Source organism: Pseudoclavibacter helvolus, assembly GCF_049707175.1.
Classification (GTDB): Bacteria; Actinomycetota; Actinomycetes; order Actinomycetales; family Microbacteriaceae; genus Pseudoclavibacter; species Pseudoclavibacter helvolus_A.
The window spans coordinates 145025-166459 of record NZ_JBNAFM010000005.1 but is presented as its reverse complement, the minus strand read 5'-3'; the positions used below and the strand labels follow the sequence as shown (position 1 = coordinate 166459).

Annotated in this window: 17 protein-coding genes; 9 read left to right on the top strand and 8 right to left on the bottom strand. The window is 68.0% G+C overall.

Annotated elements, in window-relative coordinates; all coding sequences use genetic code 11:
* The first annotated feature begins 11 nt into the window (after positions 1 to 11).
* Together ACPYN9_RS05905 and ACPYN9_RS05900 are read left to right on the top strand one after the other, a co-directional pair.
* Entirely contained in the window at positions 12 to 704 is a 693-nt protein-coding gene (locus tag ACPYN9_RS05905; protein WP_424464790.1) for a pentapeptide repeat-containing protein, read from the top strand.
* Entirely contained in the window at positions 691 to 1464 is a 774-nt protein-coding gene (locus ACPYN9_RS05900; protein ID WP_424464788.1) for a DNA-formamidopyrimidine glycosylase family protein, read from the top strand. Before ACPYN9_RS05905 ends, ACPYN9_RS05900 begins: the two co-directional genes overlap by 14 nt.
* Before the next feature lie 253 nt (positions 1465 to 1717).
* Here the strand turns inward: ACPYN9_RS05900 and ACPYN9_RS05895 are convergent, their stop codons facing one another.
* The 3 genes from ACPYN9_RS05895 to ACPYN9_RS05885 all read right to left on the bottom strand — a co-directional run bounded on the left by ACPYN9_RS05895 (position 1718) and on the right by ACPYN9_RS05885 (position 5925).
* On the bottom strand, positions 1718 to 2794 hold the full coding sequence (locus ACPYN9_RS05895; RefSeq protein WP_424464787.1) for a hypothetical protein: 1077 nt from the start codon (positions 2792 to 2794) through the stop codon (positions 1718 to 1720).
* Positions 2795 to 3245: 451 nt separating this feature from the next.
* Positions 3246 to 4715 (bottom strand): NAD-dependent succinate-semialdehyde dehydrogenase, encoded by a 1470-nt coding sequence (locus ACPYN9_RS05890; RefSeq protein ID WP_424464785.1) that lies wholly within the window; start codon positions 4713 to 4715, stop codon positions 3246 to 3248.
* Between the two features lie 175 nt (positions 4716 to 4890).
* Entirely contained in the window at positions 4891 to 5925 is a 1035-nt protein-coding gene (locus ACPYN9_RS05885; RefSeq protein ID WP_424464783.1) for an LLM class flavin-dependent oxidoreductase, read from the bottom strand.
* Positions 5926 to 6608: 683 nt separating this feature from the next.
* Between ACPYN9_RS05885 and ACPYN9_RS05880 the strand changes: the two genes are divergently transcribed.
* Entirely contained in the window at positions 6609 to 9014 is a 2406-nt protein-coding gene (locus tag ACPYN9_RS05880; RefSeq protein ID WP_424464781.1) for a PhoX family protein, read from the top strand.
* Between the two features lie 30 nt (positions 9015 to 9044).
* Here ACPYN9_RS05880 and ACPYN9_RS05875 read toward each other — a convergent pair whose 3' ends face one another.
* Entirely contained in the window at positions 9045 to 10013 is a 969-nt protein-coding gene (locus tag ACPYN9_RS05875) for an NAD(P)/FAD-dependent oxidoreductase (RefSeq protein WP_424464779.1), read from the bottom strand.
* A gap of 59 nt (positions 10014 to 10072) precedes the next feature.
* Here ACPYN9_RS05875 and ACPYN9_RS05870 point away from each other — a divergent pair, with 59 nt between their 5' ends.
* The 3 genes from ACPYN9_RS05870 (at position 10073) to ACPYN9_RS05860 (ending at position 14233) form a co-directional block, all read left to right on the top strand.
* Positions 10073 to 10729 carry a helix-turn-helix domain-containing protein gene (locus ACPYN9_RS05870; RefSeq protein ID WP_424464777.1) on the top strand — a complete coding sequence of 219 codons (657 nt, stop codon included), beginning with the start codon at positions 10073 to 10075 and terminating at the stop codon, positions 10727 to 10729.
* A 166-nt stretch (positions 10730 to 10895) separates the two neighbouring features.
* Positions 10896 to 11735 (top strand): HAD family hydrolase, encoded by an 840-nt coding sequence (locus ACPYN9_RS05865; protein ID WP_424464775.1) that lies wholly within the window; start codon positions 10896 to 10898, stop codon positions 11733 to 11735.
* The gene (locus ACPYN9_RS05860) at positions 11732 to 14233 is read left to right on the top strand and encodes a glycoside hydrolase family 65 protein (RefSeq protein ID WP_424464773.1); all 2502 of its coding nucleotides are present in this window, start codon (positions 11732 to 11734) and stop codon (positions 14231 to 14233) included. The genes ACPYN9_RS05865 and ACPYN9_RS05860 overlap by 4 nt, the downstream gene beginning before the upstream one ends.
* Before the next feature lie 152 nt (positions 14234 to 14385).
* On the opposite strand, the gene ACPYN9_RS05855 is transcribed toward ACPYN9_RS05860, so the two are convergent.
* Complete coding sequence (locus ACPYN9_RS05855) at positions 14386 to 15327, bottom strand: endonuclease domain-containing protein (protein WP_424464771.1); 942 nt, start codon at positions 15325 to 15327, stop codon at positions 14386 to 14388.
* Positions 15328 to 15640: 313 nt separating this feature from the next.
* Positions 15641 to 16483: a CPBP family intramembrane glutamic endopeptidase gene (locus ACPYN9_RS05850; RefSeq protein WP_424464769.1), complete on the bottom strand. Its 843-nt coding sequence runs from the start codon at positions 16481 to 16483 to the stop codon at positions 15641 to 15643.
* Between the two features lie 483 nt (positions 16484 to 16966).
* On the opposite strand from ACPYN9_RS05850, the gene ACPYN9_RS05845 reads away from it, so the two are divergent.
* From ACPYN9_RS05845 to ACPYN9_RS05835, 3 genes are read left to right on the top strand one after another with little or no spacing between them, the layout of a single operon-like run.
* Positions 16967 to 18235 carry a quaternary amine ABC transporter ATP-binding protein gene (locus ACPYN9_RS05845; RefSeq protein ID WP_424464768.1) on the top strand — a complete coding sequence of 423 codons (1269 nt, stop codon included), beginning with the start codon at positions 16967 to 16969 and terminating at the stop codon, positions 18233 to 18235.
* Positions 18232 to 19209: an ABC transporter permease gene (locus ACPYN9_RS05840; protein ID WP_424464766.1), complete on the top strand. Its 978-nt coding sequence runs from the start codon at positions 18232 to 18234 to the stop codon at positions 19207 to 19209. The genes ACPYN9_RS05845 and ACPYN9_RS05840 overlap by 4 nt, the downstream gene beginning before the upstream one ends.
* A 44-nt stretch (positions 19210 to 19253) precedes the next feature.
* Positions 19254 to 20150, top strand: a complete 897-nt coding sequence (locus ACPYN9_RS05835; RefSeq protein ID WP_424464765.1) for a glycine betaine ABC transporter substrate-binding protein — start codon at positions 19254 to 19256, stop codon at positions 20148 to 20150.
* A 54-nt stretch (positions 20151 to 20204) separates the two neighbouring features.
* On the opposite strand, the gene ACPYN9_RS05830 is transcribed toward ACPYN9_RS05835, so the two are convergent.
* On the bottom strand, positions 20205 to 20837 hold the full coding sequence (locus tag ACPYN9_RS05830; RefSeq protein WP_424464763.1) for a GyrI-like domain-containing protein: 633 nt from the start codon (positions 20835 to 20837) through the stop codon (positions 20205 to 20207).
* The gene (locus ACPYN9_RS05825) at positions 20834 to 21421 is read right to left on the bottom strand and encodes an HAD family hydrolase (protein WP_424464761.1); all 588 of its coding nucleotides are present in this window, start codon (positions 21419 to 21421) and stop codon (positions 20834 to 20836) included. Before ACPYN9_RS05825 ends, ACPYN9_RS05830 begins: the two co-directional genes overlap by 4 nt.
* Positions 21422 to 21435: the final 14 nt, after the last annotated feature.

Sequence of the window (21435 nt, the reverse complement as noted above, 5' to 3'; positions counted from 1 at the left end):
AAGGCAGCATCTTGGCAGCAGCACGCGGACGACGAGGCAGCAAAGCTGGCGGCACTGAGGCGCGGATCGAGGCGCCGTTCCTTCCCGAGCTCGACGAGGCCCGCCCGGAGGACTTCGCGACAGCGCGCGTGCACGAGCTCCAGCACTTCACTGACGTACGCGGAGACGAGATCGACGCCGCCGGGGTGACGTTCTCCGAATGCCGCGTCGAAGGCCTGACGGCGCGGAGGCTGCTGCTGCACTCAGGCCGAGTGAGCGAATGCGTGCTCGAGCGGGTCGAGGTGCCCGTCGTCGAAGGCCAGCGCCAGTCGTTTCGGTCCGTCAGCTGGTCGGCGTCTCGGCTCGGCTCCGCGGACCTCCACGAATCGGACTTTCAGAACGTGGAGTTCCGCGACAACCGCCTCGGATACGTCAACCTGCGCGGTGCGACGATCACCGACGTGCGATTCGCGGACTGCGCCTTCGACGAGATCGACCTCGGCGGCGCCACCGCCAAACGCGTTGCCTTCGCGGAGAGCCGCACCGGCATCCTCGACCTCACGGGCGCACGCCTCGAGCACGTCGATCTGCGTGGGCTGGAGTTCTCGACCATCACGGGCCTCGAGGGCCTCCGCGGCGTCACCGTGACGCCGTCGCAGCTCGACGCGCTCGCTCCCCACCTCGCGGCGCACCTGGGCATCGAGGTGCGCGATGCCGGAAGGTGACACCGTGTATCGCGCGGCGACGCGCCTGAACCGCGCCCTCGCGGGTCGCGAGCTGACCCGCTTCGAGCTGCGGGTGCCCAAGTACGCGGCGCTGAACCTCGCAGGGCTCAAGGTCGACGAGGTCGTGCCTCGCGGGAAGCACCTCCTGACTCGCATCGGCGAGCACACCCTGCACACGCACCTCGGCATGGATGGCAGCTGGCAGCTTGTCCCTGTCGGCGGCAGGTGGCCGCGACCCGACTACCAGGCCAGAGCCGTGCTCGGCACGGCGGCGGGCAGCGCAGTCGGCTTCGAACTGGCTGTGGTCGAGATGCTGGCCGGCGACGACGAGGCGGATGCGGTCGGCCACCTCGGCCCGGATCTGCTGGGCGACGACTGGGATGCGGGGCTCGCCGTCGCGAATCTGCGCCGCGACCCCGAAGCCGAGCTCGCCGGCGCGCTGCTGGAGCAGCGCAACCTCGCGGGTCTCGGCAATGTGTACGTGACGGAGCTCCTGTTCCTGCGCGGCCTGCATCCGCACACCCCCGTGGCAGCGGCAGGCGACCTGGACCGCCTCATGGAGCTCGCTCACAAGCTCATCGTCGCGAACCGCGACCGAGTGGAGCGCACGACGACAGGCGACCTGCGGCCGGGCAAGCGCACCTACGTGTACGGCAGGTACGGCAGGCCATGCCTGCGCTGCGGGACCCGCATCCAGCGCGGCCTCCAGGGCCGGGAGCGCGTCGCCGCCTGGTGCCCCAGCTGCCAGCCGGCGCCGTAGCGGTCGCTCGCCGGCCGCCCGGAGACGCCACAAAATTGTGGGAATGTGCACCCCCGCCGCACGCGAACGACACTTCGCCACAACCCTGCCCCCTGCCCCACAACGCGCCCGCAACCACCCGCAACCACCCGCAACCACCCGAGACTCCACAAGATTGTGGGAATGTGCACCCCCGCCGCACGCGAACGACACTTGGCCACAACCCTGTCGCGCAACGCGCCCAGCAACCGTGTGTTTCGTGCCTCGCGCCGTGTTACTCGGCAAGCCGCTCCGCACGGAGGCGATGCGCGTAGGCCGTGAACGCCTCCAACTTGTCGGCCGGCTCAAGATCAGCCACCGTGAGACGGACATGGCTCCAGCGCTCGCCCTGGATCTCACGGCTGCGCGTGATGTCGAGACGCCACTGGCGCTTGTCCTTCCGGTGGCCGTCACCGTCATACTCGTACGCGATGCGAGCGCGAACGTCGGCGAGATCGAGCCGCGCGACCCTCCGCGCCCCCGACATGAGCTGGAAGTTCACCAGCGGTTCGGGATACCCAGACTCAACCAGCACGAGCCGCGTCACCGTCTCCCACGGCGATTCGACTCCGTCACGCAGCAGCTCCGTGGCCGCGCGCAGCCGAGCGGCGCCCGAGCATCCCGCCCACGCCGCGGCCGCGTCGGCCAGCTGTTCTCTGCTCGTGAGGGCCCACGGCAGCGTCCGGCCCGGATAGTTGCCCGCTTCGGAGATCAGCGCATCACCCAGCTGCACGAGCTCGTGCACGCTCAGCTCTCGCGCCAGCAGACAGTACAAAAGTTCAGGGGACGCGATCGGGGCGCCGCGCAACGTGCCGACATGCCAGAACCGCTGCGGCACGGACCGTGCTGAGACGCCCCTCCCGCGCGGCGGATTTCGCCCCTTGGGAACGATGACGTGCACCGTGGGATCGCGAAGTAGCCGCAGCGGGAGCGGGAGACCGTAGAGACGAGCCGCGGAGGCACCGCCGAACGCCTGAGCCTCCGGCATGATCGGGAGATAGCTTCGGTCGAGGTCCCGCATCCGCTCCGACAGCGCCTCGAACTCATCGCTTGAACCGCGAGGACCGAGGAGGAGGCCGAAGCTCGAGGGATCGATTGGGGCGTCCGGCACCCGAACCCCGTGGAACGGCCGTGCCTCGGTACGATTCCTGAGGCGTCCAATCGAAACACCCGCGGCACGCGCTTCCGAGACGCTGAACGCCGCATACCGCAGCTCGCTCGGCAACGGGATGCGCGGCGCGCGTCCCCGCCCATGCCCCGCGTCGTCCCGCCGATTCCCGCTCTCGGTACCGCCCCTGACCGCTGCTCCCATCGTTCGAGGCTAGGAGCACCGCGGGTGGCCGAACGATCGGGTTCACAAAGCTGTGGACAACCTCCCCGCCGTGCCGCCGCACCACCGCCCCCGCTTTCACCCCAGTCCCCGCTTTCACCCCACAGCGTTGTGGCAAAGTGTCGCTCCGGCGCGAACCAAGAACGTTCTTCCACAACTCTGCCGCGGGCCGCGGGCCATACGGAACGCCTGCCTCCGCCCCACTCGCATCCGCCCCGCTCGCATCCGCCCCGCTCGCATCCGCCCTCAGCGCACGCAGTTGTGGCAAAGCGCAGCTGCCGCGAACCGCAGGTGCACATTGCCACAACTCTTCGTCGTAGGACGCGAGGACGGGGCGGGACGGAGGCGGACACAGTACACAGACGACGATCCCGCCGTCGGCGCGAGGCCGGCGGCGGGATCGACAGATGCGGGAGGCGCGTCTCCGCGCTGCTTACGCGTAGGGGTTCGGCGTGAGCGTGTACTTCGTGTAGAGGTATTCTTCGATGCCCTCGAAGCCGCCCTCGCGGCCGATGCCGGACATCTTGACGCCGCCGAACGGTGCGGCGGCGTTGGAGAGGACGCCGATGTTGAGGCCCATCATGCCCGTCTCGATGCGGTCGATGAGGCGCTGGCCGCGCTTGAGGTCCTCCGTGAACACGTAGGAGACGAGGCCGTATTCGGTGTCGTTCGCGAGGCGGATGGCCTCGTCCTCGTCGGCGAACGTCGTGATGGAGAGCACCGGTCCGAAGATCTCCTCGCGGAAGATCTCGCTCGACGCGGGCGTGCGGTTGAGCACAGTCGGCTCGTAGAAGGAGCCGTCACCCTCGACGCGCTTGCCGCCGTGCAGCAGCTCGGCGCCAGCGGCGACCGCGGAGTCGACGAGCGACGCGACCTTGTCGACCGCCTTGTCCTCGACGAGCGGCCCGATGATGACGCCGTCCTCGGTGCCGCGGCCGATCTTGAACGACGACACCTTCTCGGTGACGCGACGCGCGAACTCGTCAGCGACGTCGGTGTGCACGAGGATGCGGTTCGCGGCGGTGCAGGCCTGGCCGATGTTGCGGAACTTGGCGGCGATGACGCCTTCGACGGCCTTGTCCAGGTCGGCGTCCTCGAAGACGACGAACGGCGCGTTGCCGCCGAGCTCCATCGACGTGCGGAGGACGTTCTTCGTCGCCTCCTTCATGAGGCCCTGGCCGACCCCGGTCGAGCCGGTGAAGGAGATCTTGCGCAGGCGCGGGTCGGCGATGATCGGCGACGAGACGGCTGCGGTGCTGCGCGTCGTGATGACGTTGACGACGCCCTTCGGGAGGCCGGCTTCTTCGAGGATCTTCACGAAGTAGAGGGTCGTGAGGGGCGTGAGGGATGCAGGCTTGACGACCGAGGTGCATCCGGCGGCGATGGCGGGGGCGATCTTGCGCGTCGCCATGGCGAGCGGGAAGTTCCAGGGGGTGATGAGGAACGCGGGGCCGACGGGGTGCTTGGAGACGATCATGCGACCGGTGCCCTCGGGCTGCGTTCCGTAGCGGCCGTGCACGCGGACGGCTTCCTCGCTGAACCAGCGGAGGAACTCGCCGCCGTAGGTGACCTCGCCCTGGGCTTCGGCGAGGGGCTTGCCCATCTCGAGCGTCATGATGAGTGCCATCTCGTCGCGGCGCTCCTGCAGGATGTCGAACGCGCGACGCAGGATCTCTCCGCGCTCGCGCGGCGCCATGCGGGCGAAGTCCTCCTGGGCGGCGACGGCGGCGTCGAGTGCCTGGATGCCCTGCTCGGGGTTCGCGTTGGCGATGTGCTTGAGCGCCTTGCCGGTCGAGGGGTCGTTGACCGCGAAGGGCTCGTCGGCGCCGTCGACCCACTCGCCGCCGATGAACAGCTGGCCGGGAACCTTCGCAAGCAGTTCCGCTTCGTTGGGATACGTCATTGTGCAAACTCCTCAGGTGGTGGCGGGCTCAAGCGTGGCTGGCTCAAGCGTGGCGGCTCGGGCCGATGATTGCCTCAACGCTACTCGTGCGGGCTGGGCGCTACACGAACACTTTGCCCTGCCCGCCGCGCCGCGGTCGTGCATCCGCACAATGCGTCGGCGCGACGGGCGGCGGCTAGGCGAGCAGGTCGCGCACCATCGGGATGACCTTCGTTCCGTACAGCTCGATGGCCTTCATGCTGTGCTCGTGCGGCAGCGTGCCCGCGCTGTACTTGAGGTCGAAGCGCTGCAGCCCGAGCACCTGCACGGTCGCGGCGATCTTGCGGGCGACCGTCTCCGGCGATCCGACGTACAGCGCGCCTCGCTCCCCCGTTTCCTGCACGTACTGCTCGTACTGCATGGGCGACCATCCGCGTTCCTTGCCGATGCGCATCATCATCGTGCGGTAGTTCAGCCAATGCTCCTCGCGCGCCTCCTCGTCGGTCGCGGCGATGTGCCCTGGCGAGTGCGCCCCGATGAGGCCGTTGGGGTGGCCGAACTGCTCGTTGGCCTGGCGGTAGAGGTTGGCGAACGGCGCGAATCGGGCGGACTCGCCGCCGATGATCGCGAGCATGAGCGGCATCGAGTACTGGGCCGCGCGCACCACTGACTGGGGCGTGCCGCCGACGGCGGCCCACGCGCGGAGTCGTCCTTCTTCGAGCTGCGGATGCACGGTGACGTCGTTGAGGGCGCCCCGCACGGTTCCGCTCCAGCTGACGGGCCCGCCGGCGGCGATCTTCATGAAGAGGTCGAGCTTCTCCTCGAAGAGCACCTCGTAGTCCTGCAGGTTGAGGCCGAAGAGCGGGAAGGACTCGGTGAACGAGCCGCGGCCGAGCATGACTTCGGCGCGGCCGCGGGAGATCGCGTCGACGGTGGAGAAGCGCTGGAAGACGCGCACGGGGTCATCGGAGCTGAGCACGGTGACGGCGCTGCCGAGGCGGATGCGCTCGGTCCGGGCGGCGATGGCGGCGAGCACGGTTTCTGGGGTCGAGATGGCGAAGTCGTCTCGGTGGTGCTCGCCCACGGCAAAGGCGTCGATGCCGACCTCTTCGGCGAGGACTCCTTCCTCGATGACGTCGCGGATGACCTGGGCGTGCGAGCGCGGCTGCCCGTCGAGGTCGTTGGTCGCGTCGCCGAAGGTGTTGAGGCCGAACTCGATCGTGCCGGTCATGGCAGCTCCATCCATTTCAATGCAATTACATGCACCCTATCGCCGCCCGCCTCGCAGCCCGTTTCACGGCCCCGTTCGACCGGCGCGAGAAGGAGTCGCTGAGCACAGGGAGGACCTCGATGAGCGCAAGAAAGCGCCGCCCCGGGGGAACACGGCATCCCCGAGGCGGCGCGGCTTGTGGTCGAGCTGGATGCGGCGAGGCGGTGCGCTCAACGCGGTGATCCATGCAATCGAATGAAGTTCGACGATGATGCCAAGAAACACCCGGGCACGTCAACTCAGGCGGGCCTCGCCTTCAGACCGACCGCGCCCGGCCGCAGAGCGTACACGGTCGCTCGCGCCCCGGGCAGCGTAGCGAGACGTGGAGCATGGAGCGCATGCCGGACCCCACCCCCTGTCCCCGTTGACACGGGGAAAGTGCGACTCGCCGACGACTTCATCGAGTCGAGCGCAGGCCGAGCGTCACCCTGCGTCACCGTGCAGACCGTGCGGACCGTGCGGACCGTGCGGACCGTGCGTGAGCATCACACCTCCACACTCCGCGCCCTCTCGGAACGTGACCGCGGGGGCGATGAACGTTAGGGCGGCCTGACGCGGGTTCACCGGGCATTCACCCGGATACCACCGGCCGTTTCGCGGCCGCTGCTTGCCTCGTCGAGTCCCCGACGAAGGAGCTTCCCCCCATGACCGATGTCTCGCGCCGCACATTCCTCCCGATGCTGGGCCACACGAAGGGCAAGCGCAGCCCCGTAACCTGCGCCCTCAAGTGCGCCAACGCCTGCACCGGCGAGGTCTGCAACACGTCGTCGAACTCGTACTTCCGCGACATCGTGTCTGCGCAGCTCTCGCGCCGCACCATGCTCGGCGCGAGCGCCGGGCTGGCCGGCGCGATCACGCTGGCGTTCGGTGCCGCCCCGAGGGCCGAGGCCACCCCGAGCGCATCGCCGTTCGGCCCCGCCACGTCTCCCCTCGAGTTCTCCCCGATCTCCCCGGTCGACGCGATGTCGGACACGTTCACCGTGCCAGAGGGGTACGACTGGCGAGCCCTCATCCGCTGGGGCGACCCGCTCTTCGCCGACAGCCCGGCCTTCGACCCGGAGAACCAGACCGAAGCGGCGCAGGCGAGGCAGTTCGGCTACAACTGCGACTACACCGACATCCTGCCGCTCGACGGCTCGAACGGCCTCCGCGCGCTGCTCTTCGTCAACCACGAGTACACCAACGAGAACATCATGTTCCCCGCGGCGCAGCTCGAGAACGAGCAGGAGCGGGTGCGCGCCGTCGGCCGCGCCGCGCACGGGCTGTCCGTCGTCGAGCTCGAGCGCGCATCCGCCGAGCACCCGTGGAACTACGTCGTCGGCGCCGAGCGTAATCGCCGGTTCCTGCTCAACACCGTCTACGAGATGACGGGCCCTGCGGCCGGCTCGCCGCTGCTGAAGACCGTCGACGACCCCGCGGGCCGCTGGATCAACGGCACCCTCGGCAACTGCGCAGGCGGCACGACCCCGTGGGGCACGATCCTCTCTGGCGAGGAGAACTTCAACGGCTACTTCCGCGCCCCCGGCGCCTCGGCCGAAGACAAGCGCTACGGCCTCACCGACAGCGAGACCGCACGAGGCTGGGAACTGGATGCGCCGCGCTTCGACACGAGGAACGCGGGCTATGAGAACGAAGCCAACCGGTTCGGCTGGATCATCGAGATCGACCCGCTCGACCCGACGAGCACCCCGAAGAAGCACTCGATGCTGGGACGCCTCAAGCACGAGGGGGCGAACATCTCCATCGCCTCGAACGGCAAGGTTGTCGCCTACACGGGCGACGACGAGCGCTTCGACTACCTCTACAAGTTCGTCTCGCGCGACACCTACATCGAGGGAAACCGCGCCCACAACATGACGCTGCTCGCCAACGGCGACCTGTACGTCGCGCAGTTCGCCGGCAACTCGCCAGCCGCTGAGATCACGGGCACCGGAGCCCTGCCGAGCGATGCGGCGTTCGACGGCACCGGAACCTGGCTGCCGCTCGTTGTCGGCGGAGCCTCGCAGATCGCGGGCATGTCGGTCGACCAGGTGCTCGTGCACACGCGCCTCGCGGCCGACCTCGCGGGCGCCACGAAGATGGACCGGTGCGAAGACGTCGAGCCCAATCCCTTCACCGGCAAGGTCTACGTCGCCTGCACGAACAACTCGAACCGGGGCACGCCCGGACGCGCGGGTGCAGACGAGGCGAACCCCCGCGCCGAGAACCGCGACGGGCACGTGGTTGAGCTCACGGAGGCCGACGGCGACCAGACGGCGACGAGCTTCACCTGGAACCTGCTCATGCTCTGCGGCGATCCTGCGAAGAACTCGTCGGCGTACTTCTCGGGCTTCCCGGCGGCGCAGGTCTCGCCCATCTCCTGCCCGGACAACCTCGCCTTCGACTCGGTCGGCAACCTCTGGATCTCCACCGACGGCGCGCCCAGCACGATCGGCTACAACGACGGGCTGTTCCGGGTGACGCTCGAGGGCCCCGAGCGCGGCAACGTCGAGCAGTTCCTCGCCGTCCCGCGCGAGAGCGAGACCTGCGGGCCCGTCATCCACGACAGCGAGCGCCACGTGTTCGTCGCCGTCCAGCACCCGGGTGAGGACGGCACATTCGAGGCGCAGAACTCGCTGTTTCCCGACTTCGTGCCGTCGGGCACTCCCGCCCCAGCTGGCTCCTTCGCGGGCCCCAGGCCCACGATCGTGCAGGTGCTGCCGGCAGAGCAGCTGGTGGAGGTGCCGGTTACCCCGACCCCGACGACCTCGCCGACGGCAACGACTGCGCCGACGTCAGCACCCCCGCTGACACCGACCGCGACCCCCACGGGCATGCCGGGAGCGACGAGCACCACCACGCCGAGCGCATCCACCCCCGGGTGGGCGACCCCGACCCCGAGCGCCACGGCCTCTCCCGACGGACTCGCGTCGACCGGCGGGGACCTGCTCGCGCCGACGATCGGCGGGGCCGCGGTCCTGGCTGCGGGCGCGCTCGCGACCGCCGCGGCACTTCGGAAGCGCGCCGACCGGCCCGCGGAGGCCGGCGAGGGCGACACCGACGCGCTCTGAGGTAGGCACCGGCGGGCGGGCGGGCCGCGGCTAGTGCCGCTGCTCGCCCGCTTCGGCCTCCGAGGTGGCGGCCTCGATCTCGTCCATGAGCAGCGCGAAGGCGACGTCGCCGCCGGCCGTCGCACCCTGGCCGATCGAGACGGGTACGTTCGCCCGTGCATCCCCCGCGTTGCCGACCACCCAGACGCGGGCTTCGGGATGCTCGGGGCCGCGCGTCTCGACGCCGTCGAGCATGGCGGTCAGCGGGACGAACGCCGGGTTCGTGAAGATCGCCGCGAGCTCCAGCTCGGTACCGTTCGCGAGGCGCACGCCGCGCAGTCGCCCATCCGAACCCGCGACGACCTCGTCGACGCCCGAGCGCTCGACCCGGATTCCCCGCGCCGCGAGCGCCCGCGCCTCCGCCGCACCGAGATCGAACGACCCGTTGACGAGCAGCACGAGGTCAGCGCTCCACTGACGCAGCAGGTGCGCCTTCATGTCCGAGTGCTCACCCGTCGCCAGCACCGCGATGGCGCGATCCCGCACCTCGTAGCCGTCACAGAACGGGCAGGCGTACACGCCGCGCCCCCACAGCGACCGGAGGCCGGGCACATTCGGGAGCTCATCGCGCAGACCGGTCGCCACGACCACGGCGCGCGCGCGGAACACCCGCCCATCCTCCGCGGTGACGAGCACTCGCGTGCCATCTGCCTCGGCGACCGGTGCGACGGCCGCGACCTCTGCGACCTCGAAGACCCCCTCGTGGGCCTCGACCTCCGCCCGCCCGATGCGGCGCAGCTCGCCCGGCGCCAGGCCCTCGTGCCCGAGGACCCCGTGGATGTGGTCGGTGAAGCGGTTGCGGGGCACCCCGTGGTCGAGCACGAGCACCTGACGGCGTCCGCGCCCGAGGGTGAGCGCCGCGCTCAGCCCTGCGGGTCCCGCGCCGATCACGATGGCGTCCCAGATGACGGTCTCGGTCTCTGTCCATGCCGTCGTGGACGGCGCATCCTGGTGAGTCATGTCGCAAGTCTCGACCAGTAGTCGCGCTTTTGGCAATCACGTTTGCTATCTTCGCAAGCATGATCGCAGCACACGACCACGGACCACACCACCATCCCGGAACAGCCCAAGTTGCCGACACCACCGCTGACCCTGCTCTCGGCATCACCGAAGCCCTCAGCCGAGTCGCCCCCCGCCTCCGCGAGATCAGGCGGACACGCGGCATGACGCTGAGCGAAGTCGCCGACGAGACCGGCCTCAGCGTCAGTACCCTCTCCCGCCTCGAATCTGGCGGACGGCGCCCATCACTCGACGTGCTCCTGCCTCTCGCCCGCTGCTACCGCGTGCCCCTCGACGACCTCGTCGGCGCCCCCTCGACCGGCGACCCGCGCATCCACCCCAAGCCCGTCAGACGCGGCGACCGCGTCTACCTGGCCCTCTCACGCGCCACCGACGGCATGCAGGCGTTCAAGGTGCTCGTCGCGCCACAGAAGCCAGCCGACCGCGACAAGCCCGTCACCCTACGCGTCCACGAAGGCACCGAGTGGTGCTACGTGCTCGCCGGACGGCTCCGCCTCCAACTCGACGACGAGGTCACCATCCTCGACCCCGGAGAAGCCGCAGAATTCGACACCACTCGTCCCCACTCGATGACCAACGACGGCGACACGACCCTCGAGATCCTGTCGCTCTTCAGCCGTCAGGCCGAACGCAGCCACATCCACGAAACCGGCTGAACGGATCGTCCGAATATGGGCGCATGAGGCCACCGAGAACCCCTACGATATTGAACACCGCGCCGGGGATCTGCGGTGTGCAACGAGGGAGGAGCACACCGGTGAATTCTGTCGTGCACCATAGAACGGCGCCACGGCGCCACCCAACGATGCAAGGTCGGATGCAATGATCGCTCCTCGTCTTCGAGACGTGACACAGCTCACCACTTCTAAAGCCATACTCTTCGATCTCGACGGCGTCATCACGCCGACAGCCGAGGTGCACATGCGCGCCTGGGCGAGACTCTTCACCGACTACCTCGCACTCAAGGGCATCGGCCCCGAGTACACCGACGACGACTACCTCCGCTACATCGACGGCAAGCCACGCTACGACGGCGTCCGCTCCTTCCTCGCCTCCCGCGGCATCACGCTCGAAGACGGCACGCCCGACGACTCGCCGGAACTCGAAACCGTCTGCGGACTCGGCAACCGGAAGAACGACACCTTCAACGCCGAGCTCACCGAGACCGGCGTGCAGGCCTACCCCGGCTCGGTCGAGTTCCTGAACGCCGCCGTCACGAGCGGCCTCCGCGTCGCCGTCGTCTCCAGCTCGCGCAACGCCGTGCCCGTGCTCACCGCAGCCGGCCTGCTCGACCGCTTCGAGACCGTCGTCGACGGACTCGTCGCCGCCCAGCACGGCATCGCAGGCAAGCCCGCGCCAGACACGTACCTCTACGCAGCAGAGCTGCTCGGCCTGACCGCCGCCGACTGCGTCGTCGTCGAAGACGCCCACTCCGGCGTCCAAGCAGGGCGAGACGGCAACTTCGGACTCGTCATCGGCGTCTCCCGCGAAGCGAGCCACGAGGAGCTCATGTCGTCCGGCGCAGACACCGTCGTCGACGACCTGGCCGAGCTCGTGCCCGTGTTCACCAACTTCGAGAGCAAAGCTGCCGCCACCGACAGCACGACCCTCTCCCCTGAGAGCAACGCTGTCGCGCCCGACAGCAAGGAAGGCAACGCATGAACCTCTCCACGGAAGACCCGCTGGACCGGCACCGCTTCCCACTCGACGAGTGGGCCCTCGTCGAGCACGAGTTCGACGCCAACTCGCAAGGGCTCGTCGAGACCCTCTTCGCCACCGGCAACGGCTACCTCGGCCTCCGCGGCAACCTCGAGGAGAGCCGCGACGGGTACATGTACGGCACCTTCATCAACGGGTTCCACGAGACGTGGCCCATCCGTCACGCGGAAGACGCCTTCGGCTTCGCCCAGGTCGGCCAGACCATCGTCAACGTGCCCGACGCGAAGATCATCCGCCTCTTCGTCGACGACGAGCCGCTCGTCATCAGCGAAGCCGATCTGCTCTCGTACTCGCGGGTGCTCTCGTTCAAGGACGGCGTCCTGACGCGCGAACTCGACTGGCGCACCCCGTCCGGCAAGCACGTGCGCATCCGCTCGCACCGTCTCGTGTCGTTCACCGACCGCCACTACGTGCTCCTCGACTACGAGGTCGAGATGGTCGACCGCGGCGCCTCCATCCTGCTCTCGAGCCAGATCATCAACCGCCAGGACGGCGGCGACGAGTTCCAGCGCGGCAAGAAGGAGACCGAGGTCGCCTTCGACCCCCGCAAGGCCGAGTCCTTCACCGACCGCGTGCTCCAGTCGCGCATCGCGCGCGAGGAGGGCCTGCGCTCGATGCTCGCCTACCGCACCACGCACTCGGGCATGACCATCGCCGTCGCGGCCGACCACGACATCATCACCGACAACGAGTGGGACGCGACGACGCGCGTCGACGCCGACTTCGCAGAGACGGCCCTCCGCGTGCGCGCCGAGCCCGGCGTGCCCGTGCGCATCATCAAGCACGTCGCCTACCACACGTCGAAGAGCGTGCCCACGCGCGAGCTCGCCGACCGCGCAGACCGCACCCTCGATCGGATGCGCGAGGTCGCCGTCGAAGACGTCTACACGTGGCAGCGCGAATGGCTCGACGACTTCTGGGACCGCAGCGACATCGTCATCCACGGCCACCCCGTCTACCAGCAGGCGACGCGCTGGAACCTGTTCCAGCTCGCGCAGGCCACGGCGCGCACCGACGGCGGCGGCGTCGCGGCGAAGGGCGTCTCCGGCTCCGGCTACGGCGGGCACTACTTCTGGGACACCGAGGTCTACGTCCTCCCGTTCCTCAGCTACACGGCCCCGAACGTCGCCCGCAACGCCCTGCGCTTCCGCCACCAGATGCTCGACGCGGCACGTCAGCGCGCGCACGAGATGAACCAGAAGGGCGCCCTCTTCCCGTGGCGCACCATCAACGGCCTCGAGTCGTCCGCCTACTACGCGGCCGGCACGGCGCAGTACCACATCGACGCCGACATCTCCCACGCGCTCGTGCAGTACGTGGCAGCAACCGGTGACGACGAGCTGCTCGCGCAAGGAGCCATCGACATCCTCGTCGAGACGGCACGCCTCTGGGCCGACCTCGGGTTCTGGCGCACCGGCGGCGACGACCACTTCCACATCCACGGCGTCACCGGCCCCGACGAGTACACGACCGTCGTCAACGACAACCTGTACACCAACGTCATGGCGAAGGCCAACCTGCGTGCCGCCTACGACGCCTGCGAACGGCTTCGCGCGACCGACCCGACGGCCTTCGAGCGGCTCACCATGCGACTCCACCTCGCCGAGGAAGAGCTCGTCGAATGGTCAGCCGCCGCAGAGGCCATGTACCTGCCCTTCGACGACAAGCTCGGCATCCACCCGCAGGACGCCCAGTTCCTCGAGAAGGAGCTGTGGGACCTCGAGAACACGCCGCCGTCGCAGCGACCGCTGCTGCTGCACTTCCACCCGCTCGTGATCTACCGGTTCCAGGTGCTCAAGCAGGCCGACGTCGTGCTCGCGCTCCTCCTGCAGGGCAACGAGTTCACGCCGGAGCAGAAGCGCAAGGACTTCGAGTACTACGACGCGCTCACGACGGGCGACTCCTCACTCTCGGCGGTCGTGCAGTCGATCATCGCGGCCGAGGTCGGCTACGCGGACCTCGCAGAGCACTACTTCTCCACCGCGCTGTTCGTCGACATCGCCAACCTGCACCACAACACGAGCGACGGCATCCACATCGCCTCGACTGGCGGAATCTGGAGCGCGCTCGTCTACGGCTTCGGCGGGATGCGCGACCACGGCGGCAAGATCACCTTCGACCCGCGCCTCCCCGCCGACTGGTCTCACCTCGAGTTCCGCATCACGCTGCGCGGTTCGCGCATCCGCGTCGACCTGGAGCAGGACTCGATGACGTTCACCGCCGAGACCGGCTCGGGCGCCGAGGTGTTCGTGCGCGGACGCCGCGTCGCGATCGCACCGGGCGAGCCGACCACGGTCAAGCTCGGCGCCGTCGAGGAGCTCGAGGGCTACCCGACGCTGAGCGACATCGAGGGCTCGATCCGCGAGGACGGCTCGGTCATCACGGCCTCGATCCCGACGATCTCGGTCGACCACGCGGTGCTCGACGCGGGCCTCGACTAGCCCCGACCGCGCATCCACGAACGGCGACGCCGTCTGCTCCGGCAGGCGGCGTCGCTGTGTGGCGCTCCATGCGATCACTGCGATCTCGCCGAAAGACTGCCAGCGAAACGGCCGTTCTTCGGCGCGCAGAACGGCCGTTTGGCTGGCAGGGATCACGCACGCAGACCTGCTCGTTCGGCGAGGGCGAGACGGATGCTCTCGAGCAGGTTCCATGGTCGACGAAGGTCGGCTTTCGTTACCCGGATCACCCGCCAACCGGCCCGTTGCAGAGCCTCGGTCCGCTCGAGGTCCCTTCGAGCCGCCGCCGGATCCGAGAAATGTCCCTCTCCCTCGAACTCGATGGCGATCTTCTCCCGAACGTACGCGAGGTCGATGCGGGCCTTCCCATAACCAGGCACGTAGATTTTGTGCTGCATGGTTGGCTCTCCGAAGCCCGCCCCGATGATCAAGAGACGGAGCTCGGTCTCCTTCGGGGACTCCGACCCTGCCCTGGAAAGCTCGAGCGCGGCGCGAAGGTTCCCGGCTCCCGGCCGCCCCTTCCAGAGCTGTGCCACCGCCGAGAGCTCTTCGAGCGAGTACACGGGCACGTCATTACTGCGCCCTGGATAGTGCTCAAATGACGTGCGCAGCGCATCCGCAAACACCACCGCCTGTGTCAGTTCGAGTCGCCCGGCGAGGTGCGCCAGCAACGAGGAGGGCGCAAGCGTCTGAACGCCACGGAGTTGCGCCGTGACGAACCGCTTCGGATCAAGCCGATGTCCCACTATTCGCTTGCCGCTCGGTGGATGCGAAGGTCTCGCGACCGCCACGTGCGTCAGCATCTCCTCCTCCAGGCTTCGTGGCAGCGGAAGCCCCCACCAGCGGGCTCCGGATACGTCCGCCAGGACCTCCCCCTCGATGAGGCCGGCACTCGCGAAACTCTGGTCGAGGCCATGCGGAGAGAGAACTCGCGACGACATTCGGATGCCGTGATGGGGCGTGACGAGGTCGCCTGCGCGCAGACGCTTGCTCGGGACGTCGTTGTCGAGAGCCTGGCGTGTGGAGAATCCCTCACTGATGGTCAGGTCTTCGGTCAGTGGTCGAGGTCGACGCATGCGGCGAGCGTAATTTTGCTGTGCATCCACGCGCCCATCGAACTCGAGGGCTGTGTAGGGAGCACCATCCACAGACTGTGTGACACCAGAGTTGCTCACGCAGGGAGTCCTGTGCTCTGCGCTGGCCAGCTGCATGGAGGGCGAACACTGCCAGTCAATATGCCCGAACCCGCATCCGACTGCGCATCGCTGCCAGCCAAAGCGCCGTTCTGAAGGCCGCATTACGGCCGTATGGCTGGCAGCGATCGCGGCGGCGCGCGGCGGGGCGGGGGAGGCGCGGCGGCGCGCGGGGCGGGGCGGGGCGGGCGCGGGGCTAGTAGAGGAAGATCGGCAGCCAGGAGGGGTGGTGGGCGTGCACGATGACGAGGAAGACGACGAGATCGAACAGCAGATGCACGCAGATGACGTAGGTGAGTGACTTGGTCTTCGTGAAGATCCAGCCCTGGATGAGCGCGAAGGGGAGCGTGAGCAGCGGACCCCACGACTGGTAGCCGAGTTCCCAGAGGAAGGACACGAAGACGATCGACTGGAGCGCGTTGGTAACCCAGAACGGGAAGTGCCGGAGCAGCAGGGTGAGGACGGTGCAGATGAAGAACAGCTCGTCCCAGATGCCGACGAAGCCGACGCCGACGAAGAGGCGCCCGATCTCTGACGCCGTGGTGACGGCGGGCCAGTTCTGGTAGACGCCGGAGGTGATGAAGTAGAAGGGCAGGATGAGCCAGCCGAGCACGAGGACGAGTCCGAGCCAGAGCTTCTCGAGCCTCGACCAGGGCGTGCCTCGGCGCAGCGGGAACCGCACGGCGTGGTCCTTGTAGACCCACCTTGAGATGGCGTAGGGCACGGCCACGGCGAGCGAGAGCACCGTGCCCATGACGAAGATGTTGCCCCAGGAGATGTCGGCCTTCATCGAGTGGAGGCTGATGATGCCCATGCCGATTCCGATGAGCAGCAGGTCGCGCCCAAGGCCGCGGTCGGCGAAGAACCCGAGGGCGATGCCTGCGGCGAGCGGCAGGTAGCCGAGGTTGTTCTCGAACGCGAAGAGCACCGTCGCGCTGCACACGACGAGGAGCGCTGCGAGCAGGTGCAGCAGTTTCAGCCGCTCGGATGCGCGTGCTGGGGTGACGGTGACGGGCGGGTCGTGCGCTCGGTCGCTCATTCGGCAATCTTCGCAGGCCAAGTTGAGCGGCTCATCTCGCCGTCTGCGCCCGAATTCGGCCCCGGTTCCGGCGAACGATGTAACGCTCCGGTAACTATCCCCGATCTCGCTGCGATCCGCATGAGCGTAGGCGAGACGCTGGGTCGCTACCCGACGGAATCGGCGTCTGAGGCGGAAAATCAGGCCTCTCAGACGGTTCGGAGCGAAAGCCCCTTGCTAGCGTTGACTCTCGGAGCAATCGCCGCCACACCGGTTCGGCGCCGCGATGCCCCGCGAAAGACCAGCCCGGAACGCTTCATCCGCTGCCTCAGTGAGGCAATCTCGATCGGCAGCGCGCGTCCGGGGCGGTCGCCGCGCCCAATCGAGATCTCGGCGCAGCTCCGCATGGTGCCACGCACGCCGCCACGATGGCCTCTCCCCCGAGGCCGTTCGGCGTTCCGCTGCGACCTTTCGCGTCCGATCCATCTACCGCAGGGAGAACGCGTGAACGACACAGCTGTGTCTGTGAAAGGCCTCACCAAGGTCTTCGGGCGCAAGCCCAAGGAAGCCGCGAAGCGACTGAGCTCCGGAACGCCGAGATCTGAACTCGGCCCTGGAGTCACCGCGGCAGTCATCGACGCCACCTTCGATGTGAAGCAGGGCGAGATCTTCGTTGTCATGGGCCTCTCCGGCTCGGGCAAATCCACCCTCATCCGCACCCTCAACGGCCTGCTCGAACCCACGGCCGGCAGCATCGTCATCCACGGCACCGATCTCGCAACGGCTGATGCCGCCGAAGTTCGTAGCGTGCGCCAGAACCACGTCTCGATGGTGTTCCAGCACTTCGCCCTCTTCCCGCACCGCACGGTGCTCGAGAACGCGGCCTTCGGCCTCGAGGTGCAGGGCGTGCCCCGCGCGGAGCGCCATGAGCGTGCGCGCAAGGTGCTCGAGCGCGTCAGCCTCGGCCAGTGGGCGGATGCGCTCCCGTCTGAGCTGTCCGGCGGCATGCAGCAGCGCGTTGGCATCGCCCGCGCGCTGACGGCTGAGACCGACATCCTCCTCATGGACGAGGCTTTCAGCGCGCTCGACCCGCTCATCCGGCGCGAGATGCAGGAGGAGCTCGTCGATCTGCAGGCGGAGCTCGGCAAGACCATCATCTTCATCACGCACGACCTCAACGAGGCGATGTTCCTCGGCGACCGCATCGCCGTGATGCGCGACGGCGCGATCGTGCAGATCGGAACTCCGGAGGAGATCCTTACCGACCCGGCGAACGATTACGTCGCCCAGTTCGTGCAGGATGTGGACCGCGCGCGCGTGCTCACCGCAGGCAGCGTCATGGAGCCCGCCCGGGCCGTTGTGCCGCAGAGCGCTGGGCCCCGCGGCGCGCTGCGCGTCATGCGCGACACGCAGACCGGTGGGGCGTTCATCATCTCTGCCGGACGCAAGCTCGAGGGCGCCGTCATCGACCGTCACGTGATGCGCCTCGTGAAGGACAGCCAGCCCGACCTGGTGAGCGCGATCAAGCGTGACATCGCCATGGTCTCCCCCGAGACACCGCTCTCGGACCTCTTCGAGCTGTCGGTCGACTCGACGCTGCCCATCGCCGTGGTGGATGAGAACCAGCGTCTCCTCGGCGTGGTCCCCCGCATCACGATCCTGGCGTCGCTCGCGAACGTTCCGAGCACCACCGGGCTCCTCCCGGTCATCGACCCCGTCACGAGCGTGAGCCCGGCGGACATCGCAGAGACGCTCGAAGGGAGCAACGCATGATCGCGGCCACCGCACTCACGACCCTGCCAGCCACGTTCCGTCTGCCCCTCGGGGAAGGCGCGGAGGCGGTCGTCCGGTGGCTGACGGAGGCGCTCGACGGTCTGTTCGCTGTCATCCGTTCGCTGTTCCAGGGCATGTACGAGGGCGTCTACTGGGTGCTCGAGACGCCTCCGTTCTGGGCGATCCTGATCGTCGTTGCCGCGGTCGCCTTCTTCGCCAAGGGCTGGAAGCTCGCCGTCGGGAGCCTCGTCGGCTTCCTGATGATCGTGGGCGTCAACCAGTGGGAGAACGCCATGGCGACGCTCGCGCTCGTGCTGGTCGCCAGTGCGCTCGCGATCCTGTTCAGCATCCCGCTCGGCATCTGGACCGCGAAGTCGGATGCGGCTTCCGCGGCCGTCAAGCCGATCCTCGACTTCATGCAAACCATGCCCGCGTTTGTGTACCTGATCCCGGCGCTCATCCTGTTCCGCGTCGGCGTGGTCCCCGGTATCGTCGCGACGATCATCTTCGCGATGGCGCCCGGCGTGCGCATGACGGAGCTCGGCATCCGCGGCGTTGACAAGGAGGTTGTCGAGGCCGGCCGCGCGTTCGGTGCGACGCCCGGCCGTATCCTGCGTCAGATCCAGCTGCCGCTCGCGATGCCCTCGATCATGGCTGGTGTCAACCAGGTGATCATGCTGGCGCTCTCGATGGTCGTCATCGCCGGCATGGTCGGCGCTGGCGGGCTCGGCGCGCAGGTTGTGCAGAGCCTGAACCGCATCGACGTCGCGCTCGGCTTCGAGGCCGGCATCTCGGTCGTCATCCTCGCCATCTTCCTCGACCGTGTGACGGCCGCCTTCGCAGGCCAGAAGCGCCGGGTGCCGTCCATCCTCCGCTCGAAGCGCACCAAGCAGCGCGAGGCGGCAGGCGACATCGAGCAGGTCGACGCCAAGGCCGCGCCGGCGCGCGAACCGGTCGCAGCCGGCTCCGCCTGACCCACCACACCTCCACTCCCCCAACCAGAAACGAAAGGACGCGAATGCGTACCAAGAAACGAATCATCACCGGGATCGCGGCCGCCTCGGCCGCCGCACTCGCCCTCACCGGCTGCTCCGGCAACGCTGAAGCCGAGACGCTCGAGAACGGCGACCAGAAGGACATCACGATCGCCGTCTTCAACGGCTGGGATGAGGGCATCGCCGCGTCCGAACTGTGGAAGGCGATCCTCACCGAGCAGGGCTACGAAGTCGAGCTCGAGTACGCAGACCCGGCGCCTGTCTACTCCGGCCTCTCCACCGGCGACTACGACCTGACGCTGGACACGTGGCTGCCCGCCACGCACGCCGACTACGTCGAAGAGTATGGCGACAACATGGTCGACCTCGGCGCATGGAACGATGAGGCATCGTTGACCGTCGCCGTCAACGAAGACTCCCCCATCACGTCGATCGACGAGCTCGCCGGTGCCGCTGACCAGTTCGGCAACACCATCATCGGCATCGAGCCGGGCGCTGGCCTCACGCGGGTCATGCAGGACGACGTGATCCCCGGCTACGAGCTCGACGGCCTGGACTTCCAGACCTCATCGACCGCCGCGATGCTGACCGAGCTGCAGACGGCTACGAACAACGGCGAGAACATCGTCGTGACGCTCTGGCGCCCGCACTGGGCGTACGACGCGTTCCCGATCCGTGACCTTGAGGACCCGCAGGGTCTGCTGGGTGACGCCGAGGGCATCCACTCGTTCGGGAAGGCAGATCTCATGGAGACGCACCCGACCGTCGCCGGCTGGATCCAGAACTTCAAGATGGACTCCGACCAGCTGTACTCGTTGGAGAACGTGATGTTCAACGAGAACGACACCGACGACTACGCACCCATCGTCGAGCAGTGGATCTCCGAGAACCAGGAGTACGTGGACTCGCTCACCGCGTAGACCCCACGCACAGCCCGAGGCGGGCCGCTCACCGAGCGGCCCGCCTTTGGTGTCTCAGGATGCGAGACGCGCGACTGGTTGGCGAAGGATGGTTCTCATCTTGTCGGCCGGTACTTTACGGAAGTCGCTGAAGTAGATCTCGTGGTGCTTGCCGGTCATGTGCAGCCCGTTTGCTGGAATGAACTCGTCGTGCATGCGGGCAAGCGTCGGCCCCTCATCGTCGAAGGAGCCCCGATGCAGGGTCTGCACCACGGTGCCTTCATCTAGCCACTCCAAGCGAACGCGATCGAGCCACTCCGGAGGCTTCTTCGCGCCCGCCTTGGCGACGGCCGCATTAAATCGATGCACGTCGATCCAGTCTGGCGTCATGAGGAGCAGGGTCCAGCTCCACTGCGACTTGTCGCGTGCGTGTGTGAACGCCGCCAGATCGTCGGACCACCAGAGCCCTTCGAGCGGCATGACCGTGTAGTCACGGCCGAGTTCCGTCTTGCTCCCGAACTTCATGGCGTACGCCACCGGGTAGAGGGCTTCGACGGCTTTCGCGAACTCGGTCGAGGTGTTCGGGTCACCGTGCCCGTCGACCATGAGGTACTGCAGCCTCGGCGCATCGAGGACCCGGAACTCCCCGCTCTTCGCCCGGTAGGAGTCGAGTTCCTTCTTGAAGTCGATTTTGGCGGTGCCTGTCATGCGCGGTGAGTCCGCGCGCGAATGCGGTCGGGCAGCTCGGACATGTGGCCGAAGGTCTCTGCGCCAGAGTCCTCCAACCACTGGCCGGGGGTGAGCCCGCCCGCGTACCCGTAGGCGTGCATCCCGGCGGCCACCGCCGCCTGCACGCCGAAGGCGCTGTCCTCGACGACGACACACCTCGCCGGGTCGACGCCCATACGCTCTGCCGCGTGAAGGAAGAGGTCTGGGGCGGGCTTTCCGTGTGCGACCTCGGTGGCGCTGAACACGCGCCCCTCGAACCGGGCGGAGAGGCCCGTGTGGCCAAGTGTCTTGCTGAGCTTCGCGTGGTCGCCGCTGGAGGCCACGCAGCTCGCAAGACCGAGCTCGTCTTGGATGATGGCGAGCGCCTCGGGTAGGCCATCGACAGCGGTGAGTTCGGTGTCGAATGCGCGGAAGAGCGTCTCACGCTGCAGATCGAACCACCCGTCGGGTACGGGACGCCCCAGCCCTTCCTGCAGCTTCCGCTCGAACGTCGCCTGCGAGGTGCCGAGGAAACGCGAGACATGCTCGTCCTGGGTCAGCTCCCATCCGAGCTCTGCGAGCATCTGGCGTTAGATTC

What these genes read in the sequence shown, in the direction of transcription:
- ACPYN9_RS05855 (WP_424464771.1), bottom strand. Translation starts at nt 15,327, where the DNA reads ATGCGTCGACCTCGACCACTGACCGAAGACCTGACCATCAGTGAGGGA.
- ACPYN9_RS05900 (WP_424464788.1), top strand. Translation starts at nt 691, where the DNA reads ATGCCGGAAGGTGACACCGTGTATCGCGCGGCGACGCGCCTGAACCGC.
- ACPYN9_RS05840 (WP_424464766.1), top strand. Translation starts at nt 18,232, where the DNA reads ATGATCGCGGCCACCGCACTCACGACCCTGCCAGCCACGTTCCGTCTG.
- ACPYN9_RS05825 (WP_424464761.1), bottom strand. Translation starts at nt 21,421, where the DNA reads ATGCTCGCAGAGCTCGGATGGGAGCTGACCCAGGACGAGCATGTCTCG.
- ACPYN9_RS05875 (WP_424464779.1), bottom strand. Translation starts at nt 10,013, where the DNA reads ATGACTCACCAGGATGCGCCGTCCACGACGGCATGGACAGAGACCGAG.
- ACPYN9_RS05890 (WP_424464785.1), bottom strand. Translation starts at nt 4,715, where the DNA reads ATGACGTATCCCAACGAAGCGGAACTGCTTGCGAAGGTTCCCGGCCAG.
- ACPYN9_RS05835 (WP_424464765.1), top strand. Translation starts at nt 19,254, where the DNA reads ATGCGTACCAAGAAACGAATCATCACCGGGATCGCGGCCGCCTCGGCC.
- ACPYN9_RS05885 (WP_424464783.1), bottom strand. Translation starts at nt 5,925, where the DNA reads ATGACCGGCACGATCGAGTTCGGCCTCAACACCTTCGGCGACGCGACC.
- ACPYN9_RS05870 (WP_424464777.1), top strand. Translation starts at nt 10,073, where the DNA reads ATGATCGCAGCACACGACCACGGACCACACCACCATCCCGGAACAGCC.
- ACPYN9_RS05830 (WP_424464763.1), bottom strand. Translation starts at nt 20,837, where the DNA reads ATGACAGGCACCGCCAAAATCGACTTCAAGAAGGAACTCGACTCCTAC.
- ACPYN9_RS05895 (WP_424464787.1), bottom strand. Translation starts at nt 2,794, where the DNA reads ATGGGAGCAGCGGTCAGGGGCGGTACCGAGAGCGGGAATCGGCGGGAC.
- ACPYN9_RS05860 (WP_424464773.1), top strand. Translation starts at nt 11,732, where the DNA reads ATGAACCTCTCCACGGAAGACCCGCTGGACCGGCACCGCTTCCCACTC.
- ACPYN9_RS05880 (WP_424464781.1), top strand. Translation starts at nt 6,609, where the DNA reads ATGACCGATGTCTCGCGCCGCACATTCCTCCCGATGCTGGGCCACACG.
- ACPYN9_RS05865 (WP_424464775.1), top strand. Translation starts at nt 10,896, where the DNA reads ATGATCGCTCCTCGTCTTCGAGACGTGACACAGCTCACCACTTCTAAA.
- ACPYN9_RS05850 (WP_424464769.1), bottom strand. Translation starts at nt 16,483, where the DNA reads ATGAGCGACCGAGCGCACGACCCGCCCGTCACCGTCACCCCAGCACGC.